21 protein-coding genes and 1 riboswitch are annotated in these 24218 nt (G+C 60.1%); of the genes, 13 read left to right on the top strand and 8 right to left on the bottom strand.

Translation table 11 applies throughout. From position 1 onward, the window contains the following. Positions 1–9: 9 nt before the first annotated feature. From AC1DA5_RS05595 to AC1DA5_RS05585, 3 genes are all read right to left on the bottom strand, one after another. The gene (locus tag AC1DA5_RS05595) at positions 10–1551 is read right to left on the bottom strand and encodes a TrkH family potassium uptake protein (RefSeq protein ID WP_082628574.1); all 1542 of its coding nucleotides are present in this window, start codon (positions 1549–1551) and stop codon (positions 10–12) included. Between the two features lie 47 nt (positions 1552–1598). Then, on the bottom strand, positions 1599–3254 hold the full coding sequence (locus tag AC1DA5_RS05590; RefSeq protein ID WP_092648808.1) for a glycoside hydrolase family 32 protein: 1656 nt from the start codon (positions 3252–3254) through the stop codon (positions 1599–1601). 223 nt (positions 3255–3477) lie between these two features. Continuing rightward, positions 3478–4551, bottom strand: a complete 1074-nt coding sequence (locus AC1DA5_RS05585; RefSeq protein WP_092648807.1) for a LacI family DNA-binding transcriptional regulator — start codon at positions 4549–4551, stop codon at positions 3478–3480. Between the two features lie 161 nt (positions 4552–4712). Between AC1DA5_RS05585 and AC1DA5_RS05580 the strand changes: the two genes are divergently transcribed. The 3 genes from AC1DA5_RS05580 to AC1DA5_RS05570 all read left to right on the top strand — a co-directional run bounded on the left by AC1DA5_RS05580 (position 4713) and on the right by AC1DA5_RS05570 (position 5890). After that, positions 4713–4931 (top strand): helix-turn-helix domain-containing protein, encoded by a 219-nt coding sequence (locus AC1DA5_RS05580; RefSeq protein ID WP_070725342.1) that lies wholly within the window; start codon positions 4713–4715, stop codon positions 4929–4931. 94 nt (positions 4932–5025) lie between these two features. Further along, on the top strand, positions 5026–5124 hold the full coding sequence (locus AC1DA5_RS05575; protein ID WP_003792170.1) for a 30S ribosomal protein bS22: 99 nt from the start codon (positions 5026–5028) through the stop codon (positions 5122–5124). 97 nt (positions 5125–5221) lie between these two features. Then, a complete protein-coding gene (locus AC1DA5_RS05570; RefSeq protein ID WP_058237213.1) occupies positions 5222–5890 on the top strand; it encodes a histidine phosphatase family protein in 669 nt (222 codons plus the stop codon). Between the two features lie 410 nt (positions 5891–6300). On the opposite strand, the gene AC1DA5_RS05565 is transcribed toward AC1DA5_RS05570, so the two are convergent. From AC1DA5_RS05565 to AC1DA5_RS05555, 3 genes are read right to left on the bottom strand one after another with little or no spacing between them, the layout of a single operon-like run. After that, complete coding sequence (locus AC1DA5_RS05565) at positions 6301–7014, bottom strand: MSCRAMM family adhesin SdrC (RefSeq protein ID WP_257590304.1); 714 nt, start codon at positions 7012–7014, stop codon at positions 6301–6303. 41 nt (positions 7015–7055) lie between these two features. Then, positions 7056–7937, bottom strand: a complete 882-nt coding sequence (locus tag AC1DA5_RS05560; RefSeq protein WP_480289497.1) for a 1,4-dihydroxy-2-naphthoate polyprenyltransferase — start codon at positions 7935–7937, stop codon at positions 7056–7058. Then, entirely contained in the window at positions 7938–9254 is a 1317-nt protein-coding gene (locus AC1DA5_RS05555; protein WP_092648806.1) for an AMP-binding protein, read from the bottom strand. 127 nt (positions 9255–9381) lie between these two features. Between AC1DA5_RS05555 and AC1DA5_RS05550 the strand changes: the two genes are divergently transcribed. From AC1DA5_RS05550 to AC1DA5_RS05530, 5 genes are all read left to right on the top strand, one after another. Continuing rightward, positions 9382–10854 (top strand): L,D-transpeptidase family protein, encoded by a 1473-nt coding sequence (locus AC1DA5_RS05550; RefSeq protein ID WP_285014787.1) that lies wholly within the window; start codon positions 9382–9384, stop codon positions 10852–10854. A 55-nt stretch (positions 10855–10909) separates the two neighbouring features. Then, positions 10910–10997: riboswitch (TPP riboswitch) on the top strand. Beyond that, complete coding sequence (gene thiM, locus AC1DA5_RS05545; protein WP_480289494.1) at positions 10987–11787, top strand: hydroxyethylthiazole kinase; 801 nt, start codon at positions 10987–10989, stop codon at positions 11785–11787. (Overlaps the previous riboswitch by 11 nt.) After that, positions 11750–12484 (top strand): thiamine phosphate synthase, encoded by a 735-nt coding sequence (thiE, locus tag AC1DA5_RS05540; protein WP_257590303.1) that lies wholly within the window; start codon positions 11750–11752, stop codon positions 12482–12484. The genes thiM and thiE overlap by 38 nt, the downstream gene beginning before the upstream one ends. A 129-nt stretch (positions 12485–12613) precedes the next feature. Beyond that, positions 12614–13414, top strand: a complete 801-nt coding sequence (thiD, locus tag AC1DA5_RS05535; RefSeq protein ID WP_092648803.1) for a bifunctional hydroxymethylpyrimidine kinase/phosphomethylpyrimidine kinase — start codon at positions 12614–12616, stop codon at positions 13412–13414. Then, positions 13411–14067, top strand: coding sequence for a TenA family protein (locus AC1DA5_RS05530; protein ID WP_092648802.1), 657 nt, complete (start codon positions 13411–13413; stop codon positions 14065–14067). Before thiD ends, AC1DA5_RS05530 begins: the two co-directional genes overlap by 4 nt. Positions 14068–14166: 99 nt before the next feature. Here AC1DA5_RS05530 and AC1DA5_RS05525 read toward each other — a convergent pair whose 3' ends face one another. Beyond that, a complete protein-coding gene (locus tag AC1DA5_RS05525; protein ID WP_092648801.1) occupies positions 14167–15147 on the bottom strand; it encodes a 1,4-dihydroxy-2-naphthoyl-CoA synthase in 981 nt (326 codons plus the stop codon). Positions 15148–15178: 31 nt separating this feature from the next. Here AC1DA5_RS05525 and argF point away from each other — a divergent pair, with 31 nt between their 5' ends. Next, complete coding sequence (argF, locus tag AC1DA5_RS05520) at positions 15179–16210, top strand: ornithine carbamoyltransferase (RefSeq protein WP_092649141.1); 1032 nt, start codon at positions 15179–15181, stop codon at positions 16208–16210. On the opposite strand, the gene AC1DA5_RS05515 is transcribed toward argF, so the two are convergent. Further along, a complete protein-coding gene (locus tag AC1DA5_RS05515; RefSeq protein WP_058237203.1) occupies positions 16167–16511 on the bottom strand; it encodes a hypothetical protein in 345 nt (114 codons plus the stop codon). The genes argF and AC1DA5_RS05515 overlap by 44 nt on opposite strands. Positions 16512–16537: 26 nt before the next feature. Here AC1DA5_RS05515 and AC1DA5_RS05510 point away from each other — a divergent pair, with 26 nt between their 5' ends. The 4 genes from AC1DA5_RS05510 to AC1DA5_RS05495 all read left to right on the top strand — a co-directional run bounded on the left by AC1DA5_RS05510 (position 16538) and on the right by AC1DA5_RS05495 (position 23954). Beyond that, positions 16538–17641 carry an o-succinylbenzoate synthase gene (locus tag AC1DA5_RS05510; RefSeq protein ID WP_092648800.1) on the top strand — a complete coding sequence of 368 codons (1104 nt, stop codon included), beginning with the start codon at positions 16538–16540 and terminating at the stop codon, positions 17639–17641. Beyond that, positions 17638–19314, top strand: a complete 1677-nt coding sequence (menD, locus tag AC1DA5_RS05505; protein ID WP_092648799.1) for a 2-succinyl-5-enolpyruvyl-6-hydroxy-3-cyclohexene-1-carboxylic-acid synthase — start codon at positions 17638–17640, stop codon at positions 19312–19314. Before AC1DA5_RS05510 ends, menD begins: the two co-directional genes overlap by 4 nt. 66 nt (positions 19315–19380) lie before the next feature. Beyond that, positions 19381–21285 carry a S1C family serine protease gene (locus AC1DA5_RS05500; RefSeq protein WP_257590302.1) on the top strand — a complete coding sequence of 635 codons (1905 nt, stop codon included), beginning with the start codon at positions 19381–19383 and terminating at the stop codon, positions 21283–21285. Between the two features lie 77 nt (positions 21286–21362). After that, complete coding sequence (locus tag AC1DA5_RS05495) at positions 21363–23954, top strand: glycoside hydrolase family 31 protein (protein WP_257590301.1); 2592 nt, start codon at positions 21363–21365, stop codon at positions 23952–23954. Positions 23955–24218: the final 264 nt, after the last annotated feature.

Below are 24218 nucleotides of genomic sequence, written 5' to 3'. Positions count from 1 at the left end.
GAGGCAGACCTATCCGACGATGGGCCGCTCAGCCGGCATTCTGATCACGCGGCGTCGTTCACGCAGTGCCAGAGCTGCAGCAACCGTCATCGTGCCCATACGTCCGGCGAGCATGAGGATAGTGAGCACATACTTGGCGAAAGTCGGCAGGGTCGGAGTGATACCAGTGGACAGACCAACCGTGGCGAATGCGGACACCGTCTCAAAGAGGACGACGTCCAGGGAGTAGTTCGTCACGGACAGCAAAATGATTACTGCGGTCGCCACCATTGCTGAGCCGATGAGCGCCACGGCAACGGCGAGACGTACCACTGAGTGCGGGATGCGGCGGCCGTACGCTTCAATATCGTGATCGCCTCTAGCTTCTGCCACGACAGCCAGCATGAGGACGGCAAATGTGGAGACCTTGATACCGCCTGCAGTTGAAGCCGAACCGCCGCCGATCATCATGAGGATGTCCTGGACGAAGTGTGTCTGAGGCTGCATACCGCCCACATTCAGGGCAGACAGACCTGAAGAGCGACTATTGACTCCCGCCAGGAACACATTGAGAACCTTTGAACTCGTATCAAGCGGCCCCAGGGTTTGCGGGTTGCCCCACTCCGTCAGAGCCATCAGCACTGAGCCGACTACCAGCAGCAGCAGGTACATCGTGATGGTCAATTTAGTGTGGAGCGTCCAGCGGCGAGGCGTGCGCCACCGCGCGACCACATCGGTGACAACGGGGAAACCTACCGCTCCTACAGCCGTGCCCAGTGCGATGGGGAACAGCATCCACCAGTCGGACACGAAGGGTGCTAGACCACCTGGAATGTTGACGAATCCGGCGTTATTGAATACGGAGATCGACAGAAACAATGCGTGTCCGATTGCACCTGTCACGGAGTCCGTCAGCTGCAGGAAACGTGGCAGAAATATGACGAATAGGATTGCCTCGGCAATCAGCGACGTGCCCACAACTGCGCGCAGCAGGGAACCGACCTGCCCCATACCGGACGACTTTGTTTCCATGGCGGCGAGCATGCGCTGCGTGAGCCCCAGGTGACGCGACACGGCGAAGCCGAGGATGGAGGCCAGGGTCATGACGCCGAGGCCACCGATCGCGATACCGATGGCGATGACGGCCTGCCCGAAAGAGGACCACTGCGTTGCAGTATCGACCGTTGTCAGACCTGTGACACACACCGCCGACACTGCGGTAAACAACACGTCCACAAATGATGCGGGCCGCCCTGTCGCAGAAGAAAATGGCAAAAGCAACAGCAGTGTGATGATTATCGCGATCGTGGCGAACACGGCGATCGCCAGGCGCGCCGGTGACGTGCGCGCTCGCTGCTCAACCCATTCGCGCAGGTGGTCCCAGCCTGATTTGCGCAAGAGCGTGAGCTGAGGGCCGTCCACACGCCGAACCAGGGGTGCCGCTGATGATGACTCAAGGCTCGGCGGTTCACCCGGTTGGATAGGGGAGCGTCGCCGTCTGAGTGATGTAGTGGTGATCGGCCGGTTGATCCGTTTCAGTGAGCGCCGGTGCGGGCGCGAGGAACGGACCATGACAACTCCTTTAAGCAGATCACCCGAGGCGGGTCAGCACTGTGATGCTAGCCCATCGTACGCGGGTTGGACCCGTTATCAGAATAGATGGAGTCGAGGTGGCGCACGGTCAGCTCCTCAACGCTGATGATCCCGGAGATGCTGGACAACGAGGTACGGCGTTTGCCCTCAGAAGGGAAAGCACAAGCAGAAAGAGTCGCCGTGTTGCGCCCCGCGAACACTTCCACCGATCCGCGATCAACCAGGACAGTCATCCGCAGGTGGGAGTCACCCTCGTCCATGTCGATGGGGGCGCTGCGGTAGCCGCGATCAGTTCCTGCCTTCGTACGCCTGTCGACAACGATGCGGCGCGCCAGATCGTCGTACGCCACCCACGTGTAGGATCCGTCCGATGTTTCGTTGACACGCAATCCAACCTGCTCAGAGGTGGTGGCAGACAGGTCAACAACCATGTCAATGGCGAATGCGTCCCCGTCGTCAACCAGGAGCCTGTCGCGGTTCGCGTCAAGAACAAAAGTGCCGAGGGTGTCCCGACCACATTCCAGCCCGTTGAGTTCAGGCAGGGCAGTGGCGGCCAGCTTGAGGTCCTCGGTGAGCGTCAACTCGCGCGGCACGGTGAACTGGCCGGACCAGTTGTCGCTGTACTGGGGTGCGAGAGGCAGCGTGAATGCTCCCATCCATGCCAGTGCGATGCGTCGGCCATCAGGAGCCTCGAAGGTCTGCTGTGCGTAGTAGTTTGAGCCCCAATCAGACAGGGCGTAATCGGTCAATGGATGGAAATCGCTGCCCAGCGTCCAATCGCCTACGACATAACCGGCGTTATGCCCGTTACGCATGGCATAGCCGGATGCGCGTGCGTTGGTCATCGGCCCGTAGCACAGTACCCAGTGGTCACCCAAGGGGAACAGGTCAGGGCATTCGAGCATGTAGACGTGCGGGTCAGGATCTTCGAACAGGACGCGGTCAAAGCTCCAGGTGCGCAGGTCCGGTGAGGTATACAGGTGAACCTGGCCGCGATCAGCTTCAGAGGTCGCGCCCAGCACCATGCACCACGTAACGCCTTGACGCCACACTTTCGGGTCACGGAAGTTCGGGAGGCCAGGGGCGTCAATAATGACGCCTTCCTTGTGGAAAGTCAGGCCGTCCTCGGATACCGCCAGGCACTGCGTCTGCTCGTTGCGACCGTCCGCGTGGCCGTCAAGCCAGCGATTTCCGGTATAGAACACATACAGCAGGCCGTCTGGCCCCTCGACGGCGGAGCCGGAAAAAACGCCATCCTGATCTGCCGGAATGCTGGGGGCGAGGGCGATTCGCTCGCGCTGCCAGGTCACCAGGTCAGCAGATGAGACATGGCCCCAGTGCATCGGACCCCATGCGGAGCCGTAGGGGTGATGCTGATAGAACGCGTGATAGCGACCGTCGAAGTAGCACAGTCCGTTCGGGTCGTTGATCCACCCTGCTCGAGCAGCAATGTGGAAGGTGGGGTACCAGCGGTCGTTGCGTGCGCGCTCAAGCTGGCCAGAGGCTTTTTCAGCGCGTTCCAGCGCCTGCTCGTGTGCGAGGGTGAGCGGTGCGTGGGGCAGGGGATGCTGCTCGTGTGCCAAGGCATGCGTATTCCCAGCGTTCAGGTGATCTTCCTGTTCGGGGATCTGTGCGCCTTCATTGGTCGGCTCGATATTGTGCGAATCCGTCGGCGTACTCATCAGGTGTCAGCCTCCTGTGATGCGCCAGTAATGGGCGCGAAAAGGTATCCAAGCTGTCCCCATCACTGTAAACAGCATCGGTGGCGCGCTTCAAGGCGATGCCTGCCAGCGTTCACCTGACGCTGCGAGGCAGCTCTCACATAAGGCGCTAGGTAGCGCCGCCCCGCTGGTGGCGCGAGTCATTGTCCAGCAGAGGGCGCCAAGCCGTGCCCAGCAGAGGGCGCTACCCAATTGTGCGAACGGAGTCCCGCTCCACGATCGGCACATGAACAAGGGTTGGTTCCGAGTGGGGCTCCGACTGCGATGACTGATTATCTGCATTCTTCTGTGCCCGCCCATGTGAGCGGGCACAGTCAACCAGGTACTCCATCCCAAGGGCGCCCATCTCCAGGTACGGCAGATGCAGCGTCGTCATCGGCGGGCGCATCATGTTGGCAAGTGGCTCATCGTCAAACGAGAGCACCGACATGTCGTCAGGCACCCGCAGGTTCCGATCACAGAGCGCCTGGTACACGCCCATTGCGATTCGGTCGTTGGCTGCAACGATGGCCGCTGCGCCGCTGCGATCTAGTCGATCGAGGATCGCATTCGCACCTTCGAAGCCCAGCGGAGACTCCCATGCTTCCCCAGGAACCTCATCAACGATCTGTACGCCTGACGCAGCGCATCCTGCGTCAATACCGCGCAAGCGGGCTCCTATGCAGATGGATACTTCGGGTGCGGGGTCAGTCGGATAGCGCCCGATCAGAGCTACGCGACGGTGCCCATGCGCTCGCAGGTAGGCAATGGCACGGCGACCCGCGTCTTCCTCGTCAGGCATGATCGAATGCCACCCGTCGGCCTGGCCGTTAATGATTACCCCGGGCAATCCTGACGTCAAATGCGGCAAGGAGACCAGGCGTGGGGACATCAGGCCGACTGCAAATCCTTCGACTGCGCGGGACCTGAGGGCGCTCAGTGCGCGCGCCATGCCGTCGGGGCTTCGGTCGACTTCCATCATGAGGACTGAGAAGGAATGCTCGTCTGCGGTGTCGAGGATTCCACGGATCATCTGCGATGCGAATCGAGTAACGGTCACTCCACTGGAAACGAATCCAACCGTCGATGTCGTGCCGGTACGTAAATTACGCGCTGTGAGATTGGGTACATAGCCAAGGTGGCGAGCAGCCTGCTGGACGCGTTCAATGGTGGCCTCAGGGATGCGTGACTTGTGAACGCTATTGAGCGCCATGCTGACCGTCGCGGTGGACAGCCCGACATGCTGCGCGATATCAGCGATCGTAATGCGGCTTTCCATGTGGATCAGAATAAACCTCTGTGTATATAAAAGAGTGAAAGTGGATGAGGAGGTTTTTCGTCGATAGTTGCTGAAAAAGTCCTGAATGGCATTAAGATAGGGCTCGAGGCTTCTCGGAGCAGTGATCAGACCTGCCCGCCTCTTTGTTTTTGGGAGACGCAATGGACTCTTCACCTGCGCCCCGTTTTATGACGGTTGCGGAAGTGGCAGATCTCATGCGTGTGTCCAAAATGACTGTCTACCGCTTGATTAACAAGGGTGAATTGCCTGCTCTTCGCGTCGGCCGCAGCTTCAGAGTGCCCGAGGCTGCAGTGAGTCACATCATCGATGCCGGCCTTGCGCAATGGTCCGATGAACGTCAAAGTGGAATAAGCGGGTAGGATAGTAGGGTTGTATCTTTCGAGGTACCCCAGACCGTAGCTGTCATGCACCATCATGACTGCATTCAATTTGTGAATGACGAGGGAGGGCCCTATGGGTTCCGTTATCAAGAAGCGCCGTAAGCGCATGGCAAAGAAGAAGCACCGCAAGTTGCTGCGCAAGACACGGCACCAGCGTCGTAACAAGAAGTGACGCGACCGGGGCCCGGCCATCGTGGTCGGGTCTCGTTTTATATCTGATCAACCTGAGTAGCCGACCAGCGGCACAAACCCATCGAAGGGTGACAACCATGGAACTGACAACGATCCACGTGATGCGCCACGGGGAAGTCGATAATCCCGACGGTGTTCTGTACGGAAGGCTCCCTGGATTCGGCCTGACTGAGCTCGGGCACGCGATGGCGGAACGGGTCGCTCAGTACCTCATTGACGAGGGCGCCGATGTCACGGCCATTATTGCATCGCCACTCAAACGTGCTCAGCAGAGCGCTGCTCCGACCGCGCGGGCCTTTGACGTACCTGTCCAGGCGGACGTGCGCCTGATCGAAGCAGATTCAGCTTTCGAGGGTCTGCCCATTAACGCCAACCGCGCACTCTTACTGCATCCGCGTTACTGGCACCTCTATCTCAATCCGTTACGTCCCTCGTGGGGAGAATCCTATGCTGATGCTGCGTCGCGAATGAGTGCGGCAGTTTCCTCAGCCCTGGACAAGGCCCGTGGGCATGAAGCGTTGGTGGTTTCTCACCAAATGCCGATCACAGCGCTGACTCGTTTCGTGCAGGGTCGCATGTTGGCACACTCGCCACTGTCTCGTGTGTGTTCCCTGGCATCGGTGACGAGCTTCCATTTCAGCGGCTCGACGCTGGTGGGTCTCGACTATTCCGAACCATGCAAGGACATGTTGGCTCATGCGGCCGACATGACTCCAGGTGCGTCGGAAGCTCAGCTCAAACGGTAGTAACTGACATCTGCGTATCCGGCTGGTTGGGACAGCCTATCGGTACCGGCCCTTTGATGTAGGCCTGTTCGAGTGCGGGCGGTGCGTGGCTATGTCTAGTCGGTCAGGCGCGGGCGGCAGCACCGCAATAAACGGTCTAGCGCGTACCTCTGCCTCCAACTGTCCCCTCCCGAACCTGCCTGTCTCTTTCTGCACCCAACTGTCGATCTGAAGGCAGTCTGCGAGGCGGGATTTTCACTAGCACCCGCCTGAACTGCGCAAACGGTGAAGACACATCGGTGTGGAACTCGCGAGCGAGCTCGAGATCGACAGATGGGGAGAGAACGGACAGAGGGGCGAGACGGAGCAGATGGTGCGAGACGGAGCAGACGAGAGCGCTCGGAGATGTCTGTGATGAGTGACAGTGAGTGTTAGAGCTCGGGGTCCTCATCCAACGGGTCGCCAGTCTCGGACGTATCTTCGTCGGTGAAGGAATCGCGACCTGCTGGGCCCGCATTGCTAGTGGAATCAGGCCCTGGCGCGTCTGCATTGGTTGAGGAATCAGGGCTTGTTGGATCCGCATCGGTGTCGGAATCGGGCCCTGTCGCGTCTGCTTCTTCGGAAAATGAATCAGCCGGATCTGACTGGTCGGAATCAGAAACTGATGTGGAACCGGCTGGCGGCACGCGATATCCAGGCTCGTCGGGAGAACTCGAGTCGCTGTCAACGGGCTTCGCGTGGTCTCCGTGCGCTTCCTCATTGCGAGCCTGCTCGCGTCGGCGGCGCTGAATGTCACGTTCCAGGCGGAACAGGAAATCCGGATCATCGTCGGGTGCCAGTGGTTCGCGACGCTGCGAGGACTGCGAACGGTCAGGTCGCCGGGACCATCCAGAACGCAGCGGATTCGATTCTGATGTCAAGTCCGACAACCCCGTGGTTTCCCCGGATTCGGCGCGCGTGATGGTTCGCAGCAGGATCCACACGATTGACCCGATGGAAATAAACGGCATCGTGATGACGATGATCGTCAGCCACCACATACGGCCGATACGACCAGGCACTTCATCATCAGGAGTGCGTGCCCAGTCAGCGATTGCGTAAATAGTGACGGCAATCCACAGGACAACGGCAAGAATACGAACCATCCCACCATTTTAGGTCAGGAACGACCATGCCTCGACACGACTTAGATGACGATGGCCACTGAAACGATGACGGCGCACGCCAGCGTCGCGATCCCCGTGTACTTCAAGGCGCGTATCAGATCGCGGCCAACCGCACCGCTAAGAACGATTCGAATACCGGGAATGACGGTGCCGGCCATCAGAACAGCGGCCACACACACCGCCCACCACGGGGAATGCACACTGATCGCCAGCACCACAACTGCGGCCACGAGGAGCGCGCAATACGCCGCTCGCGAAGCGGGATCACCCAAACGTACAGCCAGCGTCATCTTCCCAGAGGCCCTGTCCGTGGGAATGTCACGCAAGTTATTCACCATGAGCAAGGCGATCGATTCGAACCCCATGCCTGCTCCGGCACGCCACACCCACCAGGGAGCACCCAGAGTCTGCGTCCATGTGGTGCCCACAGTTGCGACCAACCCGAAGAAAATGAACACCATCAGCTCGGACAGCCCCACACCCATATACCCGTACGGATTGCGTCCACCAGTGTAAAACCATGCGGCGGCAACTGCCGCGACGCCCACCACCAGCAACCACCACTGGCCAGACAATGCGATCAGAACCAGACCGGCCACGCCTGCCACAGCGAAACAAGCCAGCGCCACTGCCAGGACGACGCGCGGAGAGACCGAGCCGCCGCTCGTCAAACGTGGCGGGCCGGTGCGAAAGTCATCCGTTCCACGCACGCCGTCAGAATAGTCATTCGAAAAGTTCACACCGATTTGCAAAGCCAGCGCCACACACAGTGCGAGCAATGCGCGCCCCCAGTGCAACTGATCCAGCTCAGCTGCAGCCGCAGTTCCCACAATCACGGGCGCAAGAGCGGCCGGAAGTGTGCGAAGGCGGGCGCCCTCAATCCAGTCTTGAACAGTTGCCATTTAGCGTCGCCAGTGCTCCCCGTGTTCGATCTGTTCCATCACCAGTGCCCGCACACGGCTCCGGTCAACTTTCCCGGATTCCAGCATGGGCAGTGTGTGAAGCGGTACGACAACGCGTGGAGCCTGCGCTCGGCCCAGACGCGCTCCCACGTGATCGCGAATGGAGCGCGCCCATGAATCCAGATCCGCACTGTGCGAGCTATCGCGCACCACCGCGGCGGTGACCACGTGCCCCCAGCGTTCGTCTTCAAGATCGAGGATCCAACTGTCACGCACACCCGGAGCTGACAACACGGCATCACGAACCGGACCAGGTGCCACTGACAGGCCGCCCGTCACGATGACATCATCGCTGCGCCCCAGCACCTGAACGTCGCCATTGGAGGCAATTCGACCGATATCACCTGTCAGCAGCCACCGTGCGCCACCCTCGTCAATGAAGGGGGAGGGGCCGTCCAGGTACTTTGTCATGAGCATGGGCCCGGCAATTGCCAGGCGTGATTGCCCGTCAACGTCGACAGCGCGGACCGTTACCCCCGGCAAGGGACGCGAGTTGTACACGCAGCCGCCACCCGTTTCAGTCATGCCATAGGTCGTGACCACCCGGATGCCGTGGTTGCGCGCAGCCTGCAGGAGTTCCTTGGTTATGGAAGAACCGCCGACGAGGACACCGGCAAGCGAGGCCAGTGCGCGAATAACTTCCTCACCGGCATCCAAACACGCTCGCAGCTGCACGGGTACCAGCGAGAGATACCCTGGCACCTGTGAATCCTGAGTGGCACCCGCGATGGAAGAGAGCAGGTCAGCGGGGCGGAAACCTGAATCCGTGTCCACCACCATCGGGCTGAAACCGGCGACTGCACTGCGCATGAGGACCTGAGCACCGGCGATGTGATGGGCAGGAAGCGCAAGAATCCAACGCCCCGGCCCCTCCAGCGCCGCGTGAGTGGAGTGCACGGATGCGATTAATGCCTCGGTGGACAGGCCAACGAGGTGAGGCGTTCCCGTTGATGACCCCGACGTCGGAATCACTACGTCGACGCCGTCCAGAAGAGCCGGGTCATTGCGGACGTCTTCGGGTAGTTCAGGAAAAGCGTGTGACACATCGGTTTGAAGATGGCGCAAGGACGTATGGGGGATCTCGCTGGGAGGACGCATGACCACGACTGTTCGCTTGTGCGACGAGGGTGCCTCGTCCATGGCGCCGTCTGATGCTGTGCGTGCCTGTTCAGCCAGTTTGCTGAGCGAGGCGTAAGCCAAAGCCGCTGCTCCAACGGAAGTGCCTCCCGGAACGACTAAGACACGAGGGGTCTGCACTTGTCCTCCTTTACAAACGGCTTTTCTGAACCATCGTAATGCCCAATCGGTCAATTAACGTGTGCGGAGATGAGATCGTGGGCAAGTCGACATGGAATTGCACCGATAGCCTCGTTACTATCGAGGTATGACTATTGGGAAGCTCTCAGCGAAAGCCTCATGGGCGCTGATCGCATTACTAGGAGCACTGCTCGTTGCAGTGATCGGTGTGGGTGCGTACGCGGCCTACTTCGCTGACCGCGCCTTGCCGCGAACCACTGTCGCCGGACAGTCCGTGTCCGGACAAAACCGCGACGAAATTGCCCAAGGTCTGCAGGAGCGAGCCTCACACGCCAGCATCAATGTGACGGTTGACGGTACGCTGACCAGCGCGACGCTGGAAGAAGCGGGAATCACCATCGACACCGACGCCACGCTGGATGATGTGTTCGCTCCCAACGGTTCGATCCTGTCACGCATCTCCTCACTGTTTACCTCGCGGGATGTCCAGGTGGTGACCTCGCGAGATGATGCGGCTGCGCAGGCATTGACCCAGAAAGTTTCCGCCTCTGTTGACCAGCCCGTACGCGAAGGTTCCATCCAGTTCAACGAAGACGGTGGCACATTCAGCGTGATTGAAGCACAGGAAGGGCACAGTGTCGACCTCGAGCAGCTTGCCAGTGCATGCGATGAAGCTGCGCGCACGCTGACTACCCAGGACATTGACTTGCCGATGATCGCCGTCAGCCCGACGGTGACCACGCAAATTGCTCAGCAACTTGCAGACAAGGCGAACACGATGCTGGAAATTCCTGTATCGATTACTGACGGTATTCACACCTACTCACCCGATGCGCGTGAACGCTCGACGTGGATCGCGCTGCCGGATCTGAACGCCGCGGGCGGAGCTGGTGGCAAGGGCGCTGCCGCCAACACAGGCGCACTTGATGTCACGTGGAATGAGAAACCGGTTCGCGCGTGGGTTGAATCGACCGCGCTGTCCACCAACGAAGAGCCCACGAAGGGTGTCAAGAACGTCAATTCGCGTGGGGACGTTGTCGCGGTCGCGGATCCAGGTAAGAGCGGATGGACCGTCAACAACGCTGGCGAGGTGGCCGATGAGCTGCTCGCAGCCCTGAAAGACGGCACCGCCTACGAAGGCGATTTTGACTACGACCAGACCGAACCCGAATTCACCACCCGCGAGATTGCGGATGGTGCTGGCGACAAGGTGTATCAGGCAGCTCCTGGTGAAAAGTGGATCGACGTGGACCTGTCGAACGCATCAGTGACCGCTTACGAAGGTGCAACTGTTGTCCAGGGCCCGATCCCGATGGTTCCCGGCAAGCCCGGGTGGGAAACCGTTACCGGAACGTTCCGCATCTACCTCAAGCATCAGGACCAGATGATGGGCTGCAGCCCCGGCTACGACTACTGCACATACACACCGTGGGTGTCATACTTCCACGGTGACTACGCGTTGCACGGCGCGCCCTCACGCAGCTCTTTTGGCTGGTCAGGTGAAGGTGGCTCGCACGGTTGTGTCAATATGCCGGTTGATGGTGCGCAGTGGATCTATAACTGGGCCCCTGTCGGCACAGTGGTGGTGTCACACTACTGAGCAGCAGGCTCATCATTGCAGTTCGACCTTTTCGTATAAACCTGATAGCATTGTGATCAGTGGCACGGGGTGCTTCACGCTGAGATCAAACCCGTTGAACCTGTCCAGATAATGCTGACGAAGGAATGTCCGATGGAGAATTTCCATACCCAATGCGTCGACGCTTTACACGCTGTCAGAACACACCACCCGCTCGTTGGAGCCATCACCAACTCGGTAGTCACGAACTTTACGGCCAACGCTCTGCTTGCCATTGGGGCAGCACCGGCAATGGTCGATATCCCCGGCGAATCCGGTCCCTTTGCCGCAATTGCCAATGCTGTGCTGATCAACCTGGGAACCCCGACGCCGACTCAGTGCGAAGCCGCGCTGGAGTCCGCCACCAGCGCCAACGAAGCGGGCACGTGCTGGGTTCTTGACCCGGTTGCCATCGGGCCGCTGCCGGTGCGCACGCAGCTCGCGCATCAGCTGGTCGCCCTCGGCCCGTCAATTGTGCGAGGCAACCCGTCGGAAATCATTGCTCTGGCAGGGCTGGGAGAAGGCGGCCGCGGTGTTGACTCCGCTGATGCGGTGGACGCCGCCATCGATGCCGCCCGCCGCATCAACAGCGAATATGGATCGTTGGTGGCTGTGTCCGGCAAGTCCGATGCGATCGTCTCAGCCGACGCAATCGTGCGTGTCGAGGGTGGCTCAGATATGCTGACCCGCATCACTGGGGCGGGATGCTCACTTGGCGCGCTGACCGGCGCGTTCGCCTCTGTGGCTCGGACCCAGCTTGACGGTTTGGTTGCTGTTCACGCACTGTATGCGGTGGCCTCGGAAATCGCGGCGGAGCGTGCACGCGGAACCGGCACGTTCCAAATAGAGTTCCTCGACGCGCTGGACAACTTCCGCGATGAGGACTTTGAACGCGTCACCATCATCGCGCAGTGAGGCCAGGCCAGTGATGAACAAGGCTGTCTCATCCCTCGACCTGAGCATCTATCTTGTCACGGACGCAGACATGTGCCACGCTGCGGGACGCACCGTTGCGCAAACGGTGGCAGAAGCTGTCGCCGGAGGAGTGACATGCGTGCAGCTTCGGTGTAAAGATGCCGAGTCACTGGATTTCTTCAACGAAGTGATGGAAGTGGCCGACGCTGTCGCTGACTCGGTCACACTCCTGATCAATGATCGTGTGGACGTATTCCTGGCGGCACGCCAGGCGGGCGCGACCGTTGCAGGCGTCCACGTTGGACAAACCGACTTGCCGGTTGCCCTTGTCCGCAAGCTGATCGGTCCCGAGGCCATCATCGGCCTGTCGGCCTCCACCCCTGAGGAACTGAAGGAAGCCGAAGAGAACCCGGGGCGCGTCGACTACATCGGCATTGGTGTCGTGCGTGATACATCCACGAAAACCGATGCTCCTGAGGAACATGGCATCGATGGAACAGGACAGATCGCACGCAGCACACACCTGCCGTCGGTGGCAATCGGCGGCATCAAAGCACCGGATATGGCACCGCTGGCACGTGAAGGATTGGACGGAGCGGCCGTCGTGTCCGCAATTTGCCTAGCACCCGACGCGCGCGAAGCTGCACGCGAACTGGCAGATCAATGGGCAGAAGGCCTGCGCAGCGCGGGTCACTAACCACCCAATTCAGACCCCGAGGAAGGGACTCAGCACGTGCCGGCTATGTATCCAGTGCGTCCGCCAGCTCATGATCCAAGCCCCGAATGACAGCGCATGCATCATCCATGCGATGAAGGAGAACATTTTATGAAAACAGTCAAAGCCCTAACAATCGCCGGATCGGACCCCAGCGGTGGGGCAGGCATTCAGGCAGATCTCAAATCGTTCAGCGCCTCAGGAGCTTACGGAATGAGTGTCATTACGGCGCTGACCGCCCAATCGACGCAAGGAGTGCGAGGCGTGTTCCCCGTCCCGGTGGACTTCGTGCGCCAGCAGATGGACACGCTGCTGGACGACATCACTCCGGACGCCACGAAAGTGGGAATGGTGGCAAGCACGGAACTTGCGGCCGCAATCGGTGAATATCTGCCGCGCCTGGCGAACACGATTTTTGACCCCGTCATGGTGGCGACCTCGGGTGACCGACTGGTTGACGAGGACGCAGTTGACGCTGTGCGCGACCTGTGCATGAAAGCTGACATTATTACCCCGAATCTGCAGGAAGCAGCCGTGCTGCTGGATTGCGATGTGGCGACAACGCTGGACGAAGCAACCGACCAGGGCAAGGAACTTCTCGCGCGCGGCATGACCCGCGTCCTCATCAAAGGCGGACACTTGACCGACACGTCCACAGACGTGCTGATTGATGGTGACGGGGTCTCATTCCTGAAGGGGACGCGTGTTGACACACAGAACACTCACGGCACCGGATGCACGCTGTCCAGTGCCATAGCGGCCAGACGCCCACGCACAGACACCTGGGTTGATGCGATTGCTCAGGCGAAAGATTACTTGACGCGCGCGATCCTGGCTGCCGACTCGCTCGATGTGGGCAGGGGGCACGGTCCCGTTCATCACTTTGTCGACCTGTGGAATGAGGAATCATGAGTTTTACCGACCAGGTATGGCAGCGCATCGAACCGGTGCGCAACGCGATCAGCAGGCATCCCTTTGTCTGCGCCCTTGCCGACGGGTCGCTTGAGCTGGAGACATTCCACGAGTACCTACGCCAAGATGCGTTGTACCTGATTGACTATTCGCGCGCCTTGTCCGCACTGGCAGCCGGCGCCAGGGACGCTGACGAAGTGACATTCTGGTCGGGGTGTGCGCATCAGACAATGGTGGATGAACGTTCGCTGCACGCCTCACATGTGGACGTCCTCGAGGGGGCAATCATGAACCCCACATGTCGCGCCTACATGTCATTTCTGCTGGCCAGCACGCATGCCGAAACGCAGGGTGTTGGCATCGCAGCAGTACTGCCATGCTTTTGGCTCTATGATTTCGTCGGGCACCGGCTCCGCGAGGGTGTCCACTCCGAGGGTGAGCTGGACGCACACCCCTACGGGGACTGGATCAGAACCTACACCGGGCCAGAATTCGAGGAAGCAACACGGCGCGCAAAGGACTACGCGGACCAGTATGCGCAGGCCAGCGATGATGCGGGGAGGGAACGTATGGCGAAAGCCTTCGAAGTTGCCTCACGCTATGAGTGGATGTTCTTCGACGCTGCGTGGACAGGTCAGCAGTGGCCACTGTAATGCGCGAGGCCACCGACAGTTGTCGGCCGGCGCAGTGCGGTCACCCGACAACGGGCCACGCGTCAGCAGTATGAATGGCCAGCTGTCAGCCGGCCGGCTTTAGTAGTAGTACGGGAAGATCGACCAGTCGGGGGAGCGGTGCTCGAGGAACGCGTCACGCCCCTCCTGAGCCTCCGCCGTCATATACGCCATCCGGGTTGCCTCCCCGGCGAACACCTGCTGCCCGGCAAGACCATCGTCAGCCAGATTGAACGCAAACTTCAACATGCGGATCGCCTGCGGAGACTTGCCGGCAACCGTGTGCGCCCACTCCAGCGCCACATTTTCCACATCCTCATGCGGCACCGCACGATTGATGGCTCCCCACGCTTCCGCCTCTGCCGCGTCATAGCGGCGAGCCAGGAAGAAAATCTCGCGTGCGCGCCGATCACCGACCTGACGGGCCAGCAGCGCCGAACCGTACCCCGCATCAAAGGACCCCACGTTGGCATCCGTTTGCATGAACTGAGCATGTTCGCGGGAAGCGACCGCCAGATCACACACGACTCCCAATGAGTGACCGCCACCGGCAGCCCACCCGGTAATTGCAGCGATCACGACTTTCGGACAGGTGCGGATCAGGCGCTGAACCTCCAAAATATGCAGACGTCCCGCCCGAGCCGGATCGATCTGCTCACGCCGGCTCGACACATCGGCGTCCGCGTCAGCACCATCCACCTCGTAGCGGTACCCGTCGTTGCCTCGAACACGCTGATCACCACCCGAACAAAACGCGTAGCCACCGTCACGGGCAGACGGCCCGTTGCCAGTCAGGATGATCGCGGCAACATCACTGCTCATCCGCGCATGATCCAGACAGCGGTACAACTCATCGACAGTCAGCGGTCGAAAAGCATTGCGAATGTCTGGGCGATCAAAGGCAATACGAACCCAGGGCAGATCTTGTCCGGCTGCCGCTCCGTCGCAAGATCCGCGCGAAATTCCGCGATGATACGTCATGTCGGTCAGGTCCTCGAACCCCTCGACAACACGCCAGCGATCAGGATCGAAGGTGTCGGACACAAATGGAAGAGCACTCATGACCTCCACACTAGCGGCTAATCTGGAAGCCATGAGTACAGATCTGTCATCCATGCTGCGCCCCGGACAATCCCTGCTTCGTGAACTTGACTTCACGCGCGAAGAATGGGACAACCTGCTATGCCTGTCAGCAGCGCTGAAAGCAGCCAAGAAGAATGGCACTGAACAACAACTCATGAGTGGACGCAACGTCGCCCTCGTCTTTGCGAAAACATCGACACGCACGCGCTGCGCATTCGAGGTCGGGGCGGCAGACCAGGGAGCCCACACCGTTTACCTCGATCCGCAAGGCTCACAGATGGGACACAAAGAATCCATCGAGGACACCGCTCGTGTGCTGGGACGTATGTTCGACGCGATCGAGTACCGCGGTGACGACCAATCAGTTGTGGACACGCTGGCACAGTACTCAGGCGTTCCGGTATTCAACGGCCTGACCGACCAATGGCACCCGACGCAGATGCTGGCTGACACACTCACGATGAGAGAACACAGCGAGGGCGTGGACGACCATGACATTGCCTACGCCTACGTCGGGGACGCGCGTTTCAACATGGGGCGGTCCCTGTTGGTGAACGGCGCGATCCTCGGCATGGACACCCGCATCATTGCACCGAAGGAACTATGGCCACCGCAGGACGTCATCGAGGCGGCTCAGGCACGGTCCGACGAGTCGGGTGCGCGTCTGACCATTACCGAGGATGTCGACGCAGTCGCTGGCGTCGACTTTGTCCACACGGACATCTGGGTGTCGATGGGGGAGCCTAAGGATGTGTGGTCGCACCGCATCGACCTGCTGCGCAGCTACCGCGTTGACGAAGCGCTCATGGCACAAGCCGGTCCCGATGCGAAATTCATGCACTGCCTGCCGTCATTCCACGATCTGAAGACCACCGTCGGACAGCAGATCTTTGACGAGTTTGGCCTGGATGGAATCGAAGTTTCCGACGAGGTGTTTGAGGGGCCGCGCTCCATCGTCTTCGATCAGGCCGAGAACCGCATGCACACGATTAAAGCTGTTATGGTCGCCGCTTTGGGTCGGAGTGATACCACGAAGGCGTGAGCCACGACGGCAACGGCTTTCGTCCAAAGGCCATCATGGAGACGACAATACTGGCTATGAGGAGCAGAGCACCTGCCGCGCCTGTAATCCAGCGGCCAGCGGGGTTGGGAATCATCGACCCCAATGCGAGGATACTGATGCCGAGCAGCACGCCAGCCAGGCCCGGGATCGTGGCGAACGCCATTTTCTCATCCACCAGTCCGTTCGCGTTCTGCCACCATCGTGAACGCGGAGAATCGGTACGCAGCCACAGTGCCGCTGCCAGCACCATCAATCCGAAGAGCAAGGCAATCAGAATCATGATCCCACCCTACGTGGAGGGCTGCGATGTTACATAATGACCACTCTCAAATCTCAGGCGATCCGCTTCGCGAAAGATCGGGCGCTTCATGCGCGATCGAACAGGTCCGCATCGCTGAGCTGGCACCGGCCACGCGCCGCATGCTGGACGCTATCGACACCGTCCTGATCTACCACACGCCGCTCATCACGCGCTTTCGTGGAGTCACGGAGCGAGAAGGCCTCCTGCTGCACGGCCCTGAAGGCTGGTCAGAAGCGGCGCCGTTTTGGGATTATGGCCCGCCTGAATCCTCACGGTGGCTGATGGCCGCCCTCGAAGCTGCAACGCAGACGCCGCCCACGGCCCGGCGCACCAGCGTCCCCGTCAATGTCACGATCCCTGTCGGAACGCCAGCTCAGGCAGCCGAGCGTGTGCAAGCCAGCGGAGGATGTACGACCGCCAAAGTGAAGGTGGCAGACCCGGGGATGACTGTGGACCAGGACTGTGAACGCGTTGCCGCTGTTGCCCGCGAGCTTGCCCGCATCAGCGATGATCCGCATGTGCGCATCGATGCCAACATGGCGTGGGACGTGCCCACTGCTATCGCGGCGATTACTGCGCTGCACGAAGCAGCGGCCAGCGCCGGTGGCCTGGAATACGCGGAACAACCGTGCCGCACAGTCGAAGAGCTGGCGCGCGTGCGGGCCCGCGTTGACGTGCCAATAGCCGCTGACGAGTCGATCCGACGTGCCGAAGATCCCTATGCCGTTATTCGTGCTCACGCTGCCGACGTGGCGATCATCAAGCTTGCCCCGCTGGGAGGGGCGCGCGCAGCACGTGAGATTGCTGAACGAGCTGGCATCAAAGTAGTGGTCTCCTCCGCCCTCGAATCATCCATTGGGCTGGCGCGCGGCCTCCAACTGGCGGCTTGCCTGCCTGTCGAAACGGCGTGCGGACTGGCAACTGCGCAACTGTTCGCTGCTGACACCGTGCGCGAACCGCTCAAAGTGGAGTCAGGCCGAATTCAGGTGCATGACATGAGAGTGGATGAGGAATTGATTGACGCATGCCCCCTGCCGGCCGGATGCCGGAACAGGTGGATCGACCGATTAGACGCCATGTGCGCCGTGCTGAATGAGGAACGCCAATGACTCAGTCACTTCGCCTTGCTCTTGGAATCGTTCGTGCGCTCGCAGCTCACGGTGTGCGTGACTTCGTCTACAGTCCCGGGTCGCGATCAGCCCCGTTCGCCTATGCGCTTGACGCGTGTGAGCGCCACCTCGATATCCGAACGTGGATTGTGCTCGATGAGCGTGATGCCGCCTTCTTTGCAGGCGGCCTGTCTCGCGCCGACGAGTTGGCCACACCTGACTTCACTCCTGCGGCACATGAGCCTCGGCCCGTTGCGCTGATCATGACGTCAGGTGGAGCCGTTGCCGAGATGCACGCCGGCATCGCCGAAGCTCACCATTCCCATCTGCCGTTGATCGTGGTCAGCGCTGACCGTCCCTTCGAAATGCGATCCGTGGGAGCTTCGCAAACGACGACGCAGGCGGGGATCTTTGCCTCGCACGTGTCGATGACGTGTGACATTCCCGCTGATACCACTGCTGACCGGGCTTTGACGGCCCGCGTTGGACGCCTCGTCGCTGCCGCTCGCGGATGGTCAGCCACCGATCGCGGCCCGGTCCACCTCAATGTCGCACTTCGTGATCCTCTTGCACCTGCCAGTGCCGGTGACCTTGAGAAAATCCTGATGGACGAGGGTGACCCCGCCGTTTCTGCGACCCGCTTCTTCTTATGTGAGCGTGAGCCGGTCGCGTGGCGGCAGGTGGTGGATCCGAATCTGCGCACTGTGATGATTGCCGGCGACGGTGCGCATCGCGACAGCGCCGCATGGGCTGAGCGCGCCGGGATCCCGCTGCTCGCTGAGCCGACCAGTGAGCTGACAGGAAGCTCCGCGTGGATTCCGCATCAGCAAAGCATTCTCAGTGACAGTGACGTGCTCAGCCAGATCGAGCAGGTCATCGTGACGGGGCGACCGACGTTGTCGCGCCCTGTTTCCAGGCTTCTTGCGCGCGATGATATTCGCATCGTAGTGGTCAGCGAGCATACGGAATGGCCAGATGTTGCAGGCAGGGCGAGCAGCGTTGTGCCCTCGCTGTGTGATGTGCCTCTGGGCGAGGGGGGCGAGTGGTGTGACTGTCTGCGTGAGCGTTCAGGGTATGCCGATGATGCGCTCGATCCCGAGCAGTTCTCTATGCTCACTGTGGCGGACCTGATCTGGCGCGACACTGGAACCGACGTACTGGTTCTGGGAGCATCGAACACTGTGCGTGCTTTCGACCTGGCGATCCGTACGCCTGCCCAGGCGAGCGTCGTGTCGAACCGCGGTCTGGCCGGGATTGACGGCACGATTGCCACGGCGTGGGGCTGCAGTGCCAACGGTGCGCGCGTGCGCGCGGTAATGGGGGATCTGACTTTTTTCCATGATGCGTCGGCACTGGCGCTTCGCGGTGGTGGAGCGCTGTCGATCATTGTCCTGGACGATCAGGGCGGATCCATTTTCGCCTCGCTTGAACATGGACAGGCACCTCAATCGATGTACGAGCGATGGTTTGGCTGCGCGCAGAGCGTTGATATCGAATCACTATGCCGAGCCTACGGGTGGTCTTACTGCGCGGCCGTGAGCCTGGATGATGTGGCAGAGGCCCTGGCGCTCCCCATCGATGAACCGTCTGTGATTCATGTCGAATTGACGAGGGATGCTGACGGTATGCGGAGAATTCTCACACCTTCACGTTCTCAGAAAACTTCCAGATAACCTTCAGGTCATCTGGAAGATCCCTTGTCATACTGGGCATCACACAGACCAGAAAAAGAAGGACGTATGACAAACGAGCAATTTCCTCGATCTGAATTCAATGATCAGAACGAGACACCAGATGGGCGCGACGCTTACGCGCCACAGGAAACCTCTGACCACTCGTCGGCATATATGCCGCCGAGTGACCTGCCGCGTTCCGATCGCGATGGCGCCGAACGGAGTGATCTGGGTGAACAGAGTGATCTCAAGGAGCGAGGTTATCAGAGCGATCAGAGAAATCAGGGCGATCAGGGCGATCAGAGAAATCAGGGCCAGTCGAGTGAGCAAAGCGGACAGAGCCGGCAGGTTCAGCAGGGATCCCGATATGCCTACGGGTCGCCCTCGAACTCGACGGAATATATCCGCCCGGACGGGCCCAGCTATGCAGGGCGCGGTTCTTCGGCCTACGCAGGCGGCAGCGATGGCTTCGTAGCCCCGAGCTCCCAGTCGTATGGAGAAAGTGCGGCGAGTGGCCAGAGCCAGTCGTACGGGCACAGGCAGTCGTATGACCAAGGTGAGTCATCTGAGCGCACGCAATACCTGCAGGGCGGCCAGTATGCTCAGGGGGCGAACGGCCAGTACACGCAATCCGGCCAGTATGCAGGTGCGTCACGAGGTGACCAGTACTCGCATGATTCCCGCAATCCCTATGCATCACCGAACCCAGAGTCTGGATCCGCTTCCTATGGTCGAGTCGCCACTGCCGCGCCGGCATCCTCCACGAAACGTGCACGAAAGACGCGGAAAAATGGGCCGGGCTGGGGCGCAGTTGCTGCTGCGATGCTTGTGGCCGTTGCCCTCTCGCTTGGCGGCGCGTGGGGGATTAATGAATTTGTCGGTTCAGATAATTCGACGGCAACTGCTACCAGTTCGCAGAGCTCGCACGCCTCGCAACAGCCTGCACCTGTCATCAGCAGCGATGCGACGTGGGCAGAAGTTGCCGCAGCGGTCTCTCCCGCAACGGTGTCCATCAACGTCCAAGGCGGGCAAACCGCCGACATCGGATCGGGCGTCGTGTACGACTCAGCCGGTCACATCGTGACGAACTACCACGTTGTATCAGCGGCTGAAAATGCCTCAAATGGTCGAATCAGCGTCACCTTGTCTGACGGGCGAATCTATGCCGCCGAAATTGTCGGCGTCGATTCGAGTACCGACCTGGCCGTGCTGCAGATTGTGGATCCTCCCGCAGACCTGTCTGTCGCCGCATTCGGGTCATCTGCGGATGTCCAGGTGGGACAGGACGTGATGGCGATCGGATCGCCACTGGGTCTGTCGTCAACCGTCACCACCGGCGTCGTTTCAGCACTCAACCGCCCAGTCGAGGTGGCAACCGAACAACAGGACAACCAGCAGCAGATCGACCCACGTGACCCCTTCGGACAGCTTCCTCAAAATCAGAACAAGGAAACCAGCCCATCGGTCATCACCAATGCGATTCAGGTGGACGCCTCGATCAACCCGGGAAACTCCGGCGGACCGCTCTTTGACGCCCAGGGCAAAGTCATCGGTATTAACTCATCGATCGCATCTATGGGCTCAGATTCCTCATCTGCAGGCTCGATCGGACTTGGTTTCGCAATTCCATCGGACCTCGTGAAGTCTGTCGCTGAACAGATCATCGCGAACGGACAAGTCGACCACGCTGTGTTGGGCGTGCTCATTACAACCGGCACAGCCACAGTCGATGGCACCACGCGCATGGGTGCCGCCATCAGCGAGGTCAACAATGGCTCAGCCGCGGCCGAGGCAGGGCTGAAAGCTGGTGACGTCATTACCGCCGTCGACGGTAATGCGGTTGAATCCGGAAAGTCTCTGACCGGCTACATTCGCCGTTACACTGGAGGCGACCACGTCAGCATCGAATATGTGCGTGACGGCAAACTGGCCAGTGCAGATGTGACACTCCAATCGCAGATCCAGAAATAGAAATGCCAGGATCTATGCTCGTGTCAACATCTTGTTAAACGGGTCAATATCTCCTGAACTTGGAAGGATACAGCGCCATGGTGGCCGACTCACTGTTCAGTATGGACAAAATAGGGGCACGCCCCTCGATGGATCCGCAGCGAACAGTGAGCGGGCCCCACTGGCGCATCGGCATCATCACCGACCGGCTGATCCGATTCGAATGGTCCGACACCGACGAATTCGTTGACGACGCCACTCAGATCGTTCTGAACCGCAGTTTTGGGGATACTCCAAAATTCCGCGTCACTCGGCGCGACGGGCGCGTCCTGATCGATACGGACGCTGTGCGTATCACCTACGACGAAAAACCGTTTTCCCGTTTCGGGTTGTCTGCGTTTATCAAGGGCGTGGGATCCACCTGGCGTTTCTCGGAACCGGCTCGGGCCAACCTGGGCGGCACCGCCCGTACACTCGACCAGATCGACGGTCCTGTTGAACTGGACGAAGGCCTCGCAGCATTCGACGGGTGGGCTGTGATCGATGATTCCCAGTCCAACCTGATCCGCGAAGTCAGCGAAGTTGACGGGCATGACAACGCATTCGGTACGTGGGTCCAGCCCCGTAATCCGGATGAGCCGTCCGGAGCGACACCCTCGTCCCACGACTTCTATCTGTTTGCCTACGGGCATGATTTTGCGGACGCGGTGCGCGACTTCTATCAGCTGACAGGCCCGACCCCGCTGCTGCCGCGCTTCACACTGGGCAACTGGTGGAGCCGCTACCACGCCTATTCGGACGAGGAATACCGCGAGCTCATCACACGCTTTGAGGACGAGCGCGTGCCACTGTCCGTTGCCGTAATCGACATGGACTGGCACCTTGTCCACGACATTGACCCGAAGTACGGCACCGGATGGACTGGATTCACATGGAATCGTGACCTGTTCCCGCAACCTGAACAGTTCCTCGATTGGCTCCATCAACGGGGGCTGCGCACGACGCTGAATCTGCATCCGGCCGACGGGATCCGTGCCTTTGAAGAGGCATACCAGCGGGTCGCCACACGCATGGGAATCGATCCGGCCAGTGAGGACCCGGCCGAATTTGACCTGACAGATCCGCGCTTCATGCAGATCTACTTCGAAGAAGTCATTCACCCCATGGAAAAGGAAGGGGTCGACTTCTGGTGGCTTGACTGGCAGCAAGGCGGAACAACCCGTCAGCCCGGCCTGGACCCGCTATGGATGATCAACCACCTGCATTTCCTCGATTCCGCGCAGGCAGGGGAGCGCCCGCTGACCTTCTCGCGCTACGCAGGGCCAGGCTCACACCGCTACCCGGTTGGATTCTCCGGCGACACGGTCGTGTCGTGGGACTCGCTCAAGTTCCAACCCTTCTTCACATCCACGGCCTCCAACATCGGATACTCCTGGTGGAGCCACGACATCGGCGGACATATGTTCGGTGTGCGCGATGAAGAACTGGAGGCACGCTGGTACCAGTTGGGTACCTTCAGCCCGATCAACCGCCTGCACTCCACTGAATCAGCTTTCAACTCAAAGGAGCCGTGGAACTTCCACGACGAGACGCGCAGCGTGATGAACCAGGCACTTCGTCTGCGCCACCAACTGATTCCCTACCTGTACACGATGAACAGGCACACAGCTTACGAGGGGCGGCCGCTCGTGGAGCCGATGTACTGGCAGGCACCCGAGACTGCCGATGCCTGCGATCACCCGCACGAATTCCGCTTCGGTTCGCAGCTGCTGGTCGCTGCCATCACTGATCCACGCGAGCACGACACGATGAAAGCCCAGGCCGACGTCTGGTTCCCGCGCGGCACGTGGTTCGATTTCTTTACAGGTCGACGCGTCGAATCTCGCGGTGAAGCCGGCCGTCGCCTGCGCGTATGGCGCGATCTGGATTCTTACCCGGTTTTCGCTCCCGCAGGCGCAATCATCCCGCTGCAGGATAACGCGCCCGACCAGCTCAACAATGTTGACAACCCCGAGCATCTGCGCGTCATCGTCATGCCCGGTGATAATGGTGAGTTCGTCCTGTGGGAAGATGACGGAGCCGCACAGGAAAATGTCGCATGGGCCGCAACCACTCTTTCACTGAACTGGTCGCCTGCCGATGATTCCGACACGCGCACCTTCACCATTTACCCGCCTGCCGACCATGTCGACGTTCTCCCGGCCACGCGCACGTGGACCCTCGTCTTCCGCGGCGTTGCGCCCATTGACGAGGGTGACGTGACGATCACCGTCAACAACGACAAGGTTGCCTCTGAACGCGTGGCGCTGACCTACTGCAACAAGACCTTGTCCTATGAAGTCACGATTGCTGACGTTCCGGCAGATCAGCAGGTTACGGTTGAGATGTCTGCGGAAGCACTGACAGTGGCGGACGATCCGTGGTTTGATGACGCATTCGACCTGCTGTTCAAGGCGCAGATCGGCTATCCGGCCAAGGAACGCGCGATCGAGATGATTCGTGAGGAAGGTGAACGCGCTTTGGGTGGCCTCGCCTCTTTGGGTGAGCCAACCCCGACGATACAGTGGCCGCACAAACCCGAATACCTTGTGGTTCCTGACAGCGTGCGCAGCGCTCTCGATGAGATCCTGACCCGAACCTCCCAGCCGCATGTAGTTCCCGCATGTCCGCCAGCATCGTCATCTAGGTAGAGGCTCTTTTCACGCATCGCCCGACTGCCGGCGCACGACCCCCTAGATTTAAGGCTGAATCGTGCACATTCCCCTAGATTTTCGATCTTTTTGTGCACATACCCCTAAATCTTCGGCATTTTGTGCACATACCCCTAGAAGAACCGCGACCGTCCGCTGGCGCTCTCCGCGCAACACCCCGTGACCTGCGCATATGGGAAAGCGATGAAATGGCGAACCGCCTTTTCTAGGGGTATGTGCATTCTGGCGAGACTTTTTAGGGGT

Source organism: Pauljensenia sp. C0254C2 (genome assembly GCF_056583835.1).
Note: the sequence above shows the minus strand (reverse complement) of the source record. Positions and strands in the feature narration are given on the sequence as shown.